Raw genomic sequence first — 14,806 nt, 5'->3', positions numbered from 1 at the left:
GCTAAACTACTTATAGCAATAAAATATCCGCTCTTCAATTATTTATTTCCTCAAAAGTTTATAACACTATCCAATGCATCATCTGCCTCTTTATGGATGAAATTGGCTTGATAGTTCAAGGTGGTTTTCAAATCACTATGGCGATATAATTTCTGTAGCATCAACGGATGAATGGCATCCCCAGCAATATTTCCAAAACTATGCCGTGCTATGTGCATCGTTATTTTCTTATTTATTTTAGCCTTTTTAGAGATTGATTTTAGATTGTCATTAAACCTCTTTGTAGCAGTTTTTCTCTTGTTATATAAATCTTTCGCATTTTCAGGGTCTGCCTTTTTCAATTCAGGGAAAACAAAATCATCATCACTTCTTTTATCATCTTTATATTGGTCTAAAATCTTTAGTACTTTTTCAGGAATTTTTAATGATAGAAGTTTTGCGTTTTTATGCATTCTATAATGCAGCCTGTTATCATAAATATCTGACCATTTGGTTCGTAGAACATCAGAAACCCTCATACCAGCAAAATTGAAACTAAAAAGCCAAACATTTCTAGTATGTATTTCAGAAGGTTTGAGATTTATCAAATTTTCAATTTGTTGAATCTCTAAAATATTTAGTCCGACTTTGGTAGTTTCAGGAAATTTGATTTTTATTTTATCGCCACCGAAGGGATATAATTCTCTGCTTACAATTTTGTATTTAATTGCTCTGTTAAATAATAGCCTTACAAATACCAAAATGTTCATTATTGAGGTTTCAGACAGGGAGTACTTAACTTTTAAAGTTAACATCAGTTTTTTAAGAAAACGTTCATCAATTTCTTGAAAAGACAATTGTTTCGAATTGTGATATTTTATAATAAAGCTCAACCACGCTTTATCAGTAGATAAACGATTTAGCTTTTCTGTACTTTCTAAATCGTCAAGATGTTCTTGTGCTAATTCAAAGAATGAAGCATTGATACCGGAGGAATATATTTCCTTCTTAATTTGATTGGCAGAAGCATCTTTTTGTTCGGATTGAAGCGTAATAAGAGCATTGTTTAATTCAGAAAGTTTCAAGGATAACAAATTGTTCAAGGTTTTGAAATTTATGTGTGATTTCTTAACCCGAATATTCTTTTCATCCCAATCTTCCAATTCAATGTAGTGACCTATATATTGGTATGTTGAGCGACGATTTTTTGTAATACGTATGGCAAGAGGATACAAGCCTTCTTTATTAGGCTTTTTGCGAAGAACTATTTTAGCGTTTGATGACATAATTGACCTAGTTTTGCGTACGAAAGCCAAATCAGGTACAACATAGGTACAACATTCAATTTTGAATGTTTAGTTTACCAAGAAGTTTCCCTAAAGATACAAATTTATTAGTTTCTCTGGGTACAACATAGGTACAACAAATGTTGAAATCAATTGATATTAGATGATATCAAAGAAAATGACATATTATATAATCAATTGAAAATGAGTGGCTTTGGTGCTGTTTGGGCAAATGTACGCTAGACTTAGGATCTAGTGCCTCACGGTGTGGGAGTTCGAGTCTCCCCGCCCGTACTTCAATAAAAAGCCGACTTTAACGAGTCGGCTTTTTTGTTTATGGTTAACACAAATGTGTGTTTTTTCTTTAAATTATTTTATTTGATATCGTTTGGGTAAAATAATTCTGCTTGCTCCTATTAGCAATTTATATTCTTAACAGTTTATTTTACACCTTTAATAGCATCAATTTAAGTTTCGATAATCAGTTGGGGTAAATCCGGTATTTTTTTTAAACATTCGGTTGAAATGCTGTGGATACTTAAAACCTAATTCATAGGCAACCTGGCTGATTGATTTTTCTGAGTCAAAAATACGGTCTTTAGCGATTTCTATAAGTTTGAGCTGGATGTGGTCTATTGCAGATTTACCAGTTTCTTTTTTGATGAGATCTCCTAAATAATTAGCAGATAAATTTAATTTTTCTGCAAAATAAGCAACCGAAGGAAGCCCCAATTTTTGAGGATTTTCTGTGTGAAAGTAGGCATTGAGTAATTTTTCAAAATTTGACAATACTCCCTGATTCAGATTCTCACGAGTAATAAACTGCCTGTCATAAAAGCGTTCACAGTAATTAAGCAGTAATTCTATGTTATTAGTAATGATTGTCTTGCTGTGTTTGTCTATTGCTTGGTCCAGTTCATAATCTATTTTGGAAAAAAGGTCTTGAATGATTTGTTGTTCCTTTTCTGAAATATGCAGAGCTTCGTTCAGTTCATAGGAAAAGAAAGAATATTGATGAATTTTTGCAGCCAGAGGGGTTCCTTTGATAAACTCTGGGTCAAAAAGCAAAGCATTTCCTTTTGGATTATAATCCTGCTGACTTTTTATTCCCACGACCTGTCCCGGTCCCATAAAAACCATTGTTCCTTCGTCATAATCGTACGTGTTTCTCCCATATTTTAATTCTCCGCAATTCACACCTTTTAGAAAAACGGCATAAAAAGCAAAACTAAATTTACCGTTAGCTAATGGTTTAGCTGTCGCACTATCAAAAGCGGTAATTAGGGGATGTCTGGTTTTGACTTCTTTTAAGGCATTGTATTGTGATATAGTTTCTACTTTAAGAATATCTTTCATGAGTGCGTACATCTTAATTCCTGAAACAAATATACCATTCACATATATAGAAAATTAGCCAAAAAGACCCAATCAGTAAAAATGGTAAGCAACACCGTAATTTGTATACCCTTATAAATCTGTTGATTGAGGATATTTGTTGGTGTAAAAATTTGAATTATGAAAAAGAGAATATTAGGAAACGGACTCGAAGTCTCAACTCTGGGATTGGGATGTATGGGATTAAGTTTTGGCTATGGCCCAGCTACAGAAAAGAACGAGGCCATAAAACTTATTCGGGAAGCATATGATCAGAGAATTAATTTTTTCGATACCGCTGAAGCCTATGGTCCTTTTGAAAATGAAAAGCTACTGGGCGAAGCGCTGGCACCGTTTAGAAAAGACGTGGTAATTGCGACCAAATTCGGCTTTAAAGAAGGTGAACCCGGTAAGGGATTAAATAGTCATCCCGATAGAATAAGAAAGGTTGCCGAAGAATCCTTAAAAAGACTAAATACCGATGTGATTGATCTATTCTATCAACACCGCGTTGACCCTGATGTGCCCATAGAAGAAGTGGCCGGAACGGTGAAAGATTTGATTCAGGAAGGAAAAGTAAAACATTTCGGGCTGTCTGAAGCCGGAGTAGAGTCTATCAGTAAGGCACACGCGGTTCAACCGGTAACAGCGCTGCAGAGTGAATATTCCCTGTGGTGGCGAGAGCCCGAAAAAGAAATCATTCCTACTCTAGAAGAATTGGGCATTGGCTTTGTGCCATTTAGTCCGCTGGGGAAAGGTTTTTTAACAGGCAAGATTGATGAGAAAACCGAGTTTGCTAAAGATGATTTTAGGAATATCGTACCGCGATTTAACGAGGAAAACAGAAAGGCCAATCAAGCGCTGGTTAAACTACTGGGTAAAATCGCCGAAGAAAAAGATGCCACTTCGGCGCAGATCGCTCTGGCCTGGTTGCTTCATCAAAAGCCATTTATCGTCCCTATTCCTGGAACTACGAAACTGCATCGCTTAAACGAGAATATAGGAAGCGCTGATATTATACTGAGCGCAGAGGATTTAAAGAAAATTGAGCAGGCTTTAGAGCAAATCGATGTGCAGGGAGCACGCTACCCAGAGCAAATGCAGAAAATGATCAATAATTAATTTAAAGTTTAAAACAGATTAAATGAATGTAAAAACAAGAATTACAGGAATCTTTTTAATCCTGGTTAGCCAATTTAGTTTTGCTCAGGACACCATTACAGAAAAGAAAGTAAAAGAACTTTCTAAATCAAAATGGCAGTGGATGGCAGATAAAGATGTTGATAAACTTGATGAACTGTTTGATGATGATTCGCGGTTTGTGCACATGAGCGGTACCTGGGACAAGGAGCGCGAATTGGAAATTATAAAGTCTGGTAGTATCTGGTATAAAAAAGCCGATGTGCATGATGTGGTGGTAAAGACCTTTGGTAACACTGCGATCCTTTGGAACCGCATTACGCTTACTGCTTTTGTTAGGGGAAGTGATGTTACAACCGAATTTACGGTGACTGAAATCTATCAAAATCAAAAGGATTCCTGGAAGCTTTTAGATCTTACCTTCAGCAGTGTCAGGGACACGCATGAAATTGTACACTAAAAAATATAGACATGAGATATGCAACGATAACCAGAGGTTTGTGCGCTGTTTTTATGATCATGATCAGTACTCAGATAACTGCTCAGGATACCGCAACAGAAACCGAAATTAAGGAACTTTCTGCTAAGAAATGGCAATGGATGGCCGATAAGGAGGCTGATAAACTTGCCGAATTATTTCATGATAAAGCGCAGTTTGTACATATGGGTGGCAGCTGGGGTAAAGAACAGGAAGTTGAGATCATAAAAAGTGGTGGTATTTGGTACAAAAACGCCGATATTCATAAGGTTTCGGTAGATATTATCGAAAATACAGCCATTGTATTGAGCAACATCACGCTGCTGGCTGTTGTGGGCGGCAATGAAGTTTCTCACCGGTTTATAGTTACAGAGGTTTATGTGAAAGAGAATACGAGCTGGAAACTGGCAAACCTTTCGTTTGTGAATCAACTTATGGGTCCGCCGGGAGAGCATTAGGCATACTCAGTTTCTTATACTTTAGATATGAAAACAATATTTTTTTTCGCACTAACCCTATGCGTAGGTATGACGATGCAGACGCAGCAAACAGGAGATGATGATTTGATTTCAGCCAAATCCCCCAAGGCGGAAATACCTGTTATTTCTGATTATGAAAAAATATTGATTGTGTATTTATCGCGAACAAATAATACTAAGGCTGTAGCCAAAATGATTCAGGCAAGAGCAGGAGGTGACTTGGTAGCATTAGAATTGCAGGATCCTTATCCTGAAAATTATCAGGAAATCGTAGCCCGGGTGGCTGAGGAAAACGAGACCGGCTTTTTACCACCGCTAAAAACCAAGATTGACAACCTAGGTTATTATGACACGGTCTTCATCGGTTTTCCTACATGGGGGATGCAGCTGCCATCACCTATAAAAAGTTTTTTAACTGAAAATGACCTTTCTGGGAAAACCGTTATTCCCTTTAATACCAATGCCGGTTACGGTCTGGGAAGCAGCATTAGAACGATAAAATCTTTGTGTCCAGATTCAGAAATACTCGAAGCATTTTCAGTAGAAGGAGGTATTGAAAGGGATGGGATCCTTTTTGTGATGGAAGGAGACAGGGCAGAAGAGGTAGATGCGCAGGTGAGCCTATGGTTAGAGAAAATAGATATTCTGAAAAATAAGAATTAATATGAAATACTAAATACCCATAAAACTAAATTCTTTGACCATCGGGACGCAGAGCGTGTAGAGCGGTTTGCAGATCGCTCATTGTATATTTTTTAAATGTTGATCTAAAGCTTTTGTAGTGCCCCAACAGAAGTTTGACTGAATTTGGCTATATTTAATAACATTGACTAATACTTTATATCATGATTTCATTAAATGTAAATAATAAGGCTGTACAGGTAGATGTTGACCCAGAGACTCCATTATTATGGGTTTTGCGGGACCATCTTAACCTTATGGGAACAAAGTATGGCTGCGGTGTGGCACAATGTGGTGCTTGTGTTGTGCATCTGGATGGAGAGGCGGCACGCTCTTGCGTAACAAAGGTAAAACGCGCAGAGAACAAGAAAGTAGTTACTATTGAGGGATTGGCAGAAAACCATGATCATCCCGTGCAACAAGCATGGGCCGAAGTTGATGTACCGCAATGCGGGTACTGTCATAGCGGCCAGATTATGTCAGCCGCAGTATTATTGCGGGAAAATCCCAATCCCACTGATGAGGATATAGATATTTCAATGTCTGGAAATATCTGTCGTTGCGGCACCTACTCACGTATACGAAAAGCCATTCACCGTGCTGCAGAGATTAACAGCAGCACCACCTGATTTTTCGAGCTATCCAGTCATATTATACTTAAGAAGTCATGAGCAACACTACAACCCACCCCTCTTTTTTTAAAAGTCAAAAATTCCTGGGAATTCTTATCATCCTATTGATCGCCGGGATTTCGGTAAGTATGAGCCGTACCGGTTTTATCCATAAAGATTCAGAATATGTAATGCTTCGCCAAGAGCAACAGGATAGCGTTGCTTCTAAAGAAGCATTTAAAAAAGTGTATACAGTACTTATGCATCCCAGGTGTCTAAATTGCCATCCCTCTGGTGATGTGCCTTTGCAGGGAGATGATAGTCACTTACATGGTATGTCTCCCCACAGGGGAAAAGATGGTAAAGGAATGTATGCCATGAGGTGCACTAATTGCCATCAAAATATGAATTCTCCCGGTTTACATGCACCACCTGGAAATCCTGAATGGCATTTGCCCCCGGCAGATATGAAAATGGTATTTCAGGGAAGATCAGTTTCTGAACTCGCTAGACAATTGGTAGATAAATCTAAGAACGGAAATAAAACTATTGAAGATCTTATAGAACACGCAGATGATACGCTGGTGAAAGCAGGTTGGAAACCAGCGGAAGGTTTATCACTTCCACCTCTTAGTCATAAGGAATTTAAAGATGCCTGGATTACCTGGCTGGAAAATGGAGCCTATGCTCCGGATGATTCTAAATAACTAAACCTATAGAAATTATAAAGGGACTTATTTTCAGTCCCTTTATTTCTCTCACCATACTACTATTAGGAAACTTCTTCCATAAAAGGATGATTATAAAATCTCCTGTTTTTGGCTCTTGAAAGTGCATTGGTATATGCCGCAAATATAGGTGGAAAAGGAGGTTCCCCTAATCCCGTAGGATCCTGACCGTTATTTACAAAATGAACTTCAATGTCTTTAGGAGCTTCATTTATCCTGATCATTTTATAATTATAAAAATTGCTTTTTTGCGGGACACCATCCTTAAAGGTCATCTTCCCAAACATTGCGTTTCCTAAACCATCTGTTACGGCGCCTTCAACCATATTTTTAGCAGCATCTTTGTTGACTACAATACCGCAATCAACTGCACTGTAAATTTTATCAAAGACCAGCTTATCATTTTCTAATTTCAGGTCTACTACATGCGCAACATAGGAGTTATGACAATAATACGCTGCAACGCCCCGATAAACACCTGTTTTTGGAGAATCCCAATTTGATTTTTCCCTTACCAGCTTTAATACCTCCATATATCTTTCGGCATCATAATCATTATCTTTCCCTACAGGAGTGCTTTTTGCCTTATTAAATAATTCAATTCTGAAGTCTATTGGGTCTTTGCCTGCAGCAATCGCTACTTCATCTAAAAAAGCCTGTTCTGATGCACCCATAAAATTTGACCTTGGTGCGCGAAAAGCTCCTATAGTTATGTTAGAATTGATTTCCCAGGATTCTGCCACATAATTGTCTACAGCCCCGGCAGGAAATCTATTTTCGTGAATGGGACTTTCAGGAATTCCCCCGCCATTAATATGATAAGCTGTAAGATTATTGTTCTCATCAAGAGCCGCTCTAAATTTTATGTGATATGCCGGGCGATAAATGCCATAGGTCATATCTTCCTCCCGTGTATAAAAAAGTTTTACGGGACTTTTAATTTTTTGAGATATCACTGCGGCTTCTACCAGTTCATGAGAGTAAGCTCTTCTCCCAAAACCACCTCCCATGCGGGTCATAATGATTTCTATATTTTCTTTATTCATCCCCAGTCTGGTTGCCACCGTATCTTCAATTAACTGAGGTGCCTGTAAGGGGCCCGCAACTATTGCTTTGTCTGATGTTACATTTGCAAAGAAATTGATGGGCTCCATAGCATTATGAGCAAGAAAGGGAGCGGTATAGGTGCTTTCAATAATTTTTGCTGCATTCTTAAAAGCTTCTTCGGGATTACCATCTTTTCGCAGTTCTTTTGCAGGTTCATTAGATTTGGCCTGCATTTGTTCCATATGTTTTTCGGTGCTCTCTAATCCTGCCGGGACGATCTTTTCAGATTTATTGCCAAAAACACTCATTTTTTGAGTGTATTCATCAAATAGTTCCCATTCTAACTTCAAAGCTTTTTTTGCCTGCATCACCTGCCAGGTACTGTCGCCCACGACTACAGCAAGTTTATTAAAAGTAACCGTATCAAAAATGTTTTGCTCATAATCATCTTTATAAACATCAATGGTAAAAACATCTGTAATGCCGGGCATATTTTTTGCTTCAGAACCATCAATAGATTTCAATTTCATCCCAAAAGCAGGAGGATGAGCTATGGTTGCATATTTCATACCCTCCACCTTATAGTCCAGTCCAAACAGGGGCTTGCCACTCACAATTCCGGGGAGTTCTACATTTTTCTTGGAAGAACTAATTATGGTAAAATTTTCAGCTTTTTTTAGTTCTATTGTTTCCGGTACTTCTAATTTCGATGCTAGTTGCGCCACTTCACCATATTTGATGGTTTTTCCGCTGGAATGTGTAATCACGCCTTTTGCCGTGGTAATTTCAGAATCCGGCACATTCCATTGTTGTGCAGCTGCATTTATTAAAAGTAGTCGCGCTGTCGCGCCGGCAGTTCTTAGCGCATTCCAGCCTTGTCGCACAGACTGGCTACCTCCTGCGAATTGACGGGTGTACAAATCTGTGTTGAATGGCGCTTGCTCTACCACAACATCGTCCCAATCTACATCAAGTTCTTCTGCTACGATCATTGGCAATGACGTCTTAACATTCTGGCCAAATTCAGGGTTGGGAGCCATAATGGTCACGGTTCCGTCTTTAGCTATTTTTAGATAAGCATTGAGATTATACCATTCATCAGGAATTTGTGTAGAAGCAGATTCATTTGATTTTGAATAAAGAAGCCAGTTAAACCCAATCATCATTCCGCCACCTGCTAGGGCAGAGGTCTTCAAAAATGATCTCCTGTTTTGTGAAGTTTTTATTTGCGTCATAGCTTAAAATTTACCCGAATAATTTAAATCTCCAGAGTGACTCTACAAGTTAAGAAAATATGTAAGTATTTTAAATTGATCATATTAAATGTGTTGAAAATCAGTAAAATTGGTAAGTAAAACCGTAAAATGCAGTAGTAGAACTGTTTTTATATAGCCAAATTTGAAGTTCTAATGCGCAAATGGCCATTACTTAACAAATATATTTTTAAGATGAAAACCAGTCCAATATTTTTGAGTTTCATTTTTATACAAACTTTAATTTTCTCGGGTCATAGCCAGACAAAATCAGGTTTAAGTGACGCGGAATTAAGCATGGCTAAAATTTCTGCTTTAACGGCTATTGGCGATCTTGATAATTTGGATGTTGCCTTGAATAAAGGCTTAGATAATGGTCTCACGATAAATCAAATTAAAGAGGAGCTTGTGCATCTTTATGCATATTCTGGTTTTCCGCGCAGTCTTATGGCTATAAATACGTTAATCCCTGTTCTTGAAAAAAGAAAGAAAGATGGGATAGAGGACAAGGTTGGTGAAGAGCCCACAGCAGTAGAAGTAGAGGATAAATACCAATTAGGTAAGGATGTTTTAGCAGATTTAACCGGAGTTAAAGACAGACCGAAAACTGGTTATGCAGAAGCGGTGCCGATCATCGAAGTATTTCTGAAAGAACATCTTTTTGCTGATATTTTTAAACGAGGTGTTTTAACGTACAGAGAACGGGAGATTATCACGGTATCAGCTCTAATTAGTCTGGGAAATCTAGAGCCAATGGCTCGCGGACATATGAGTATAAGTATGCGTTTGGGCATAAGTGAATCTCAAATTTCAGACATTTTAAATATGATTGCAAAAGAGATTGATTTAGAAAGGGCAAATAAAGGAAAAGTTTTACTGTCTGAGATAACTTTGAATAAAGCGTTGAATTCATCGATTAAAACGAAAAATGATAATAATGATAAGATCTTTCCAAAAGGTGAGAAAATAAACACTCCTGTCTTTACAGGCACTGCTTGGTTAACATCGCTGGTAGAAGCAGATGATGTAAATACAATTGCTGCCGGTGTTGTGACTTTTGAACCTGGAGCCAGAACCTTCTGGCACCAACACCCTGCGGGTCAAATTATTCTAGTACTATCTGGTGAAGGTTATTACCAGGAAGAAGGAGGGAGCAAAAAAACACTTCAAAAGGGAGATGTAATTAAATGCCCGCCTAATTTAGCTCATTGGCACGGTGCAAGTTTAGATAAGGAGTTTGTTCAAATAGCTATAACGGGAAGAGAGAATGGTCCCACCCAATGGTTTAAGGGAGTGTCAGATAAACAATATTTAGAAAACTAATTTTAGTTTCTGTTACTGGCAGGCATCGGGTGTACTACAATGCCTTTAAACGCTGTCTTTTGTATAGTCTAAGGCCCTAAAGTTCCTGTTTATTGATCACCGGGATTATGCTAATCTGCTTTTCCTTTATCCGTTGGATATAGGTCTGTAGATCTTTATTCTTTCCTGCCTAAGGGGTAGCTCATGAGCTTTTATATTTCATGAAGGGTCCCTGCCCCATATCCTCGTTTTTAGCTTTTCTGTTTTCGTTTGTAAATAGTTTAATACAAGAATTATTCAAATATTTAATCATTATAATTTGAATTTTCTAATATCTACTGTATGTTTGTGTAATCGATTACATTTTTAAAGAAATCGATTTCGTAATCAATATTATAAGTAATGGGCAGTTTTCGATTTTTAAAATGCTTTCTTATCATTTTTATGGTTGCTCTTAGCTCATGCGGTCAAAATGGGGATAAGAACGAAAAAAAGATCGCAGACAATTCTATTTCTACAAAAGAGGAGCAATGGTCTGTACGAATGGCCAATTCTATTATGGCTCGCAATTCAAAAGCTTTTCAAATTGATCAAAAAGAAGAGCCTAAATGGGATTATGTTCACGGACTTGTTCTTTTAGCGTTTCAACAGCTTTCAGATAAAACCGGAGATGAGAAATATTATGATTATGGAAAAACTTATGTTGATACACTTGTTCAAAATGATGGTTCTATAACACGATACAAATTTGAGGATTACAACATAGATATGATCAATGCAGGTAAATTGCTGTTTGAGATCTATGACAAAACTGAAGATGCAAAATATGTAAAGGCCATGCAATTGTTGCGTAAGCAGTTAAAAGAAGCTCCGCGTACTTCTGAAGGTGGCTTTTGGCATAAAAAAAGATATCCTGATCAAATGTGGCTTGATGGCTTGTATATGGGCGCGCCTTTTTATGCGCAGTACACCTCTAAGTTTGAAAATGGTAAAAACCTGGACGATGTTGCAAAGCAGTTTGAGTTAATTCAGGAGCATGCAAAAGATGCAGAGACCGGTTTGCTGTATCATGGCTGGGACGAAAGTAAAGAACAAAAATGGGCAGATTCACAAACTGGCACTTCGCCTAATTTTTGGTCCCGCTCTTTGGGATGGTATGCTATGGCATTAGTTGATGTGCTTGAATATTTCCCGGAAGATCACCCTAAACATCCGGAATTAGTTGATTATTTAAATCAACTGGCAGTGGCTGTTGAGAAAGTTCAGGATGAATCTGGCCTTTGGTATCAGGTGCCTAATATGGGTGAGCGAGAAGGTAATTATCTGGAAGCTTCCGGAAGCGCCATGCTGGCGTACGCTTTGGCTAAAGGGGCTAATAACGGGTATTTACCTGATCATTACTTAAATGTAGCTAATAAAGCCTTTGACGGTTTAGTTGAAAAACTTATCGTCGTAAATGATGACGGCACTATAACTATCACCCAAGCTTGCGCTGTAGCAGGTTTAGGAGGCGATCCTTATCGCGACGGTTCATACGAGTATTATGTAAACGAAAGAAAGCAGGATAATGACCCTAAAGCAACCGGTCCTTTTATTTTGGCTGCACTTCAACTTAATAGATAAAACAATAATAAATGAAAACCAATTTACTTATCGCGGCATTCACATTGAGTTCTCTTATTGCTTGTAAGGAAAAAGAAACCCAAGCACAAGATTCGGCTCAAGTAGAAGAGACTGCTAATGAGCCTGCAACTTATGCAGAGATTTCTATTAAAGAAGGTGGAAGCTGGAACGAGCAGGAACGCACCTATCAGGATGGTACATTTAAAAATGTAGACTCTTTAGACTTACCCGCACTTCATACAGATCACTCCTGGTACATCAGATATGAAGGTCCCGGGTGGGAAAATAAGAACATAGCCTATCGTTTATATCTTGACTGGAGAAATGCCATTGACATTTTTGGAAAAAAAGCAGACACACTTGTCCTGCCTTACGTAGGCCAGGATAATTTTGATTCTTATCATGAAGCGGCTCCCTGGGGACAGGATATTCTTAAAGCCGGAAAATCTCTGGGAATTGGTGGTTACGGGAGATATACAGGAGATACTATAGCGCATTTTAATACGGTAGATCAAACTAAGGTTAAAGTGGCCAATGCTGATGCAAAATCAACTGTGACTATAGATTATACAGGTTGGAAGACGGGAAGTGTAACTACCGATTTACAGACCGTTTTAAGCATATTTCCGGAAGGCACTTTTACTAAAATTGAATTAACTCCGGGTTCAGAAATTGACGGACTAGCAACCGGCATCGTAAAATTTAAAGATATTCCCCTTATGCAGGAAACCAGTGCTTCCGGAGATTGGGCATATATCGCTACCTATGGTGCACAAACTCTGGTGAGTGATGAAGATTTACTGGGCATGGTGATTTTTTATAAAACCTCTCAGCTGCAGGAAATAACAGACGGACCTCATGATCACTTTTTGATTTTCAAACCTACAACTGAAAAGATCACCTATTATATTTCCGGGTCATGGAATGGTCAAAAAGAGGGAATTCCAGATGAAGAAGGCTTTAAAACAGATCTGGATAAAAAATTAAAAGATCTGGATAATAAAGGAATGCTGGAGTAGCAAGAACAAACTTAAAAAACGCCTAAAATGCGCTAAAATCGGTCAATTTTGAGTAAAAATCAGATTTAACCCGAAGTATAGTTCTAAAATTAAAGTTTACCTGTAAATAGATCGTGAACTTAGTTGCGGGTGGTTAATTTTAAAAAAATATATAAAACAATGACAAATTCAGAATTCAGATACGCACATCACCCCAACGATGTAAAAAAATATACCACTCAGGAATTGCGGGAGCACTTTTTAATTCCCGAATTATTTAAAGACGACGAGATTAACCTGACCTATTCAATGTACGATCGCTTTATTGTGGGAGGAGCATTTCCGGTAAGTAAACCCATTAAACTAGAAACAATTGAGGAGCTTAAAGCCGAAAATTTTCTGGATCGTCGCGAGTTGGGAATTATAAACGTTGGCGGAACAGGAACCGTGACCGTAGATGGTGAGAAATATACATTAGCAAACAAAGAAGCGCTCTATGTAGGGCAGGGAAAAAAAGAAGTGATCTTTGAAAAATCAGGTTCAGAACAACCGGTTTTTTACCTCAATTCGGCACCTGCGCATCACGCTTTTCCTACCAAAAAAGTGGGTAAAGAAGATGCTGAAGTTATTGAGCTGGGAGATGCAAAATATGCAAACAAGCGTATTTTAAATAAACTTATTGTAAACAGTATTGTCGAGACCTGCCAGTTGCAAATGGGTATGACAGAGCTTGTAGAAGGCAACGTCTGGAACACCATGCCCCCGCATACGCACGAGAGAAGGATGGAGGCTTATTTCTATTTTGATCTGGAAGAAGGCCAAAGCGTGAGCCATTTTATGGGTCAGCCGGATGAGACACGCCACATTTTTCTTCAAAATCATCAGGCGGTGCTTTCACCGGAGTGGTCTATTCACGCAGGAGCGGGAACAACAAGTTACACATTTATCTGGGGTATGGCAGGAGAAAATCTTGATTATGGCGATATGGATAAAGTAGCGGTTGACGCTCTTAAATAAGCGATGATGGATTTATTCAGCTTACAAGGAAAAACAGCTTTAGTCACAGGATGTAAAAGAGGGATTGGCTTCGCTATGGCGGAAGCTTTAGCTGAAGCAGGAGCAGATATTTTAGGTGTTTCGGCAAGTTTAGAGACGAAGGGATCACAAATTGAAAAAGCGATAGAGGCAACCGGACAGAAATTTACCGGTTATCAATGTGATTTTTCAGACAGAAAATCTTTGTATGCGTTTATTGAAAAGGTGAAGTCAGAGCATACGCAGATAGACATTCTGGTCAATAATGCGGGGACTATTTTAAGAGCTCCGGCAGCAGAACATTCTGATGAATATTGGGATAAAGTGATAGAAGTCAATCAGAATGCGCAGTTTATTTTAAGTCGGGAGATTGGTAAAGAAATGATCAAAAGAGGAAAGGGGAAAATTATTTTCACGGCTTCTTTACTCACCTTTCAGGGTGGTATAACCGTTCCCGGTTATGCGGCTTCAAAAGGCGCTATTGGTCAGCTTACCATGGCTTTGTCTAACGAGTGGGCTGGAAAAGGTGTGCAGGTAAATGCTATTGCACCGGGCTATATTGCGACAGATAATACTGAAGCATTGCGCGATGATCCGGATAGAAGCGCTTCTATTTTAGGAAGAATTCCTGCCGGAAGGTGGGGCGAACCACAAGATTTTAAAGGACCGATCGTGTTTCTGGCTTCTGCAGCAAGCGATTATATGAGCGGTCATGTAATGACCGTAGATGGTGGGTGGATGGGCAGGTAAAAACCTCCCTTAATCCCCTGAAAAACGGCAAAAAAGTATAGA

At 38.5% G+C, this 14,806-nt stretch carries 14 protein-coding genes; 11 read left to right on the top strand and 3 right to left on the bottom strand.

Annotated features, from left to right (window positions below):
* Positions 1-50 precede the first annotated feature (50 nt).
* On the bottom strand, positions 51-1,265 hold the full coding sequence (locus tag ACH3O9_RS04780) for a site-specific integrase (RefSeq protein ID WP_031427482.1): 1,215 nt from the start codon (positions 1,263-1,265) through the stop codon (positions 51-53).
* 462 nt (positions 1,266-1,727) lie between these two features.
* Positions 1,728-2,621, bottom strand: coding sequence for a helix-turn-helix domain-containing protein (locus tag ACH3O9_RS04775; protein WP_416446629.1), 894 nt, complete (start codon positions 2,619-2,621; stop codon positions 1,728-1,730).
* Between the two features lie 159 nt (positions 2,622-2,780).
* On the opposite strand from ACH3O9_RS04775, the gene ACH3O9_RS04770 reads away from it, so the two are divergent.
* The 6 genes from ACH3O9_RS04770 to ACH3O9_RS04745 all read left to right on the top strand — a co-directional run bounded on the left by ACH3O9_RS04770 (position 2,781) and on the right by ACH3O9_RS04745 (position 6,735).
* The gene (locus tag ACH3O9_RS04770) at positions 2,781-3,761 is read left to right on the top strand and encodes an aldo/keto reductase (RefSeq protein ID WP_416444915.1); all 981 of its coding nucleotides are present in this window, start codon (positions 2,781-2,783) and stop codon (positions 3,759-3,761) included.
* A gap of 22 nt (positions 3,762-3,783) precedes the next feature.
* Positions 3,784-4,239: a nuclear transport factor 2 family protein gene (locus ACH3O9_RS04765; protein WP_416444913.1), complete on the top strand. Its 456-nt coding sequence runs from the start codon at positions 3,784-3,786 to the stop codon at positions 4,237-4,239.
* Positions 4,240-4,250: 11 nt separating this feature from the next.
* Entirely contained in the window at positions 4,251-4,715 is a 465-nt protein-coding gene (locus tag ACH3O9_RS04760) for a nuclear transport factor 2 family protein (RefSeq protein WP_416444911.1), read from the top strand.
* Between the two features lie 27 nt (positions 4,716-4,742).
* On the top strand, positions 4,743-5,399 hold the full coding sequence (locus ACH3O9_RS04755) for a flavodoxin (protein ID WP_416444909.1): 657 nt from the start codon (positions 4,743-4,745) through the stop codon (positions 5,397-5,399).
* A gap of 182 nt (positions 5,400-5,581) precedes the next feature.
* Positions 5,582-6,046 carry a (2Fe-2S)-binding protein gene (locus ACH3O9_RS04750; RefSeq protein ID WP_416444907.1) on the top strand — a complete coding sequence of 155 codons (465 nt, stop codon included), beginning with the start codon at positions 5,582-5,584 and terminating at the stop codon, positions 6,044-6,046.
* A gap of 38 nt (positions 6,047-6,084) precedes the next feature.
* Positions 6,085-6,735 (top strand): hypothetical protein, encoded by a 651-nt coding sequence (locus tag ACH3O9_RS04745; protein WP_416444905.1) that lies wholly within the window; start codon positions 6,085-6,087, stop codon positions 6,733-6,735.
* A 65-nt stretch (positions 6,736-6,800) separates the two neighbouring features.
* On the opposite strand, the gene ACH3O9_RS04740 is transcribed toward ACH3O9_RS04745, so the two are convergent.
* Positions 6,801-9,038 (bottom strand): molybdopterin cofactor-binding domain-containing protein, encoded by a 2,238-nt coding sequence (locus ACH3O9_RS04740; RefSeq protein WP_416444903.1) that lies wholly within the window; start codon positions 9,036-9,038, stop codon positions 6,801-6,803.
* A 213-nt stretch (positions 9,039-9,251) separates the two neighbouring features.
* Between ACH3O9_RS04740 and ACH3O9_RS04735 the strand changes: the two genes are divergently transcribed.
* The 5 genes from ACH3O9_RS04735 to ACH3O9_RS04715 all read left to right on the top strand — a co-directional run bounded on the left by ACH3O9_RS04735 (position 9,252) and on the right by ACH3O9_RS04715 (position 14,764).
* Entirely contained in the window at positions 9,252-10,379 is a 1,128-nt protein-coding gene (locus tag ACH3O9_RS04735; RefSeq protein WP_416444901.1) for a carboxymuconolactone decarboxylase family protein, read from the top strand.
* A gap of 381 nt (positions 10,380-10,760) precedes the next feature.
* Positions 10,761-11,981: a glycoside hydrolase family 88/105 protein gene (locus ACH3O9_RS04730; protein WP_416444899.1), complete on the top strand. Its 1,221-nt coding sequence runs from the start codon at positions 10,761-10,763 to the stop codon at positions 11,979-11,981.
* 11 nt (positions 11,982-11,992) lie between these two features.
* Entirely contained in the window at positions 11,993-13,000 is a 1,008-nt protein-coding gene (locus ACH3O9_RS04725; protein ID WP_416444897.1) for a DUF4861 family protein, read from the top strand.
* A 159-nt stretch (positions 13,001-13,159) separates the two neighbouring features.
* Entirely contained in the window at positions 13,160-13,996 is an 837-nt protein-coding gene (gene kduI, locus ACH3O9_RS04720) for a 5-dehydro-4-deoxy-D-glucuronate isomerase (RefSeq protein WP_416444895.1), read from the top strand.
* A 3-nt stretch (positions 13,997-13,999) separates the two neighbouring features.
* A complete protein-coding gene (locus ACH3O9_RS04715) occupies positions 14,000-14,764 on the top strand; it encodes an SDR family NAD(P)-dependent oxidoreductase (protein ID WP_416444893.1) in 765 nt (254 codons plus the stop codon).
* Positions 14,765-14,806: the final 42 nt, after the last annotated feature.

This window comes from Leeuwenhoekiella sp. A16 (assembly GCF_047946675.1).
Classification (GTDB): Bacteria; Bacteroidota; Bacteroidia; order Flavobacteriales; family Flavobacteriaceae; genus Leeuwenhoekiella.
Note: the sequence above shows the minus strand (reverse complement) of the source record. Positions and strands in the feature narration are given on the sequence as shown.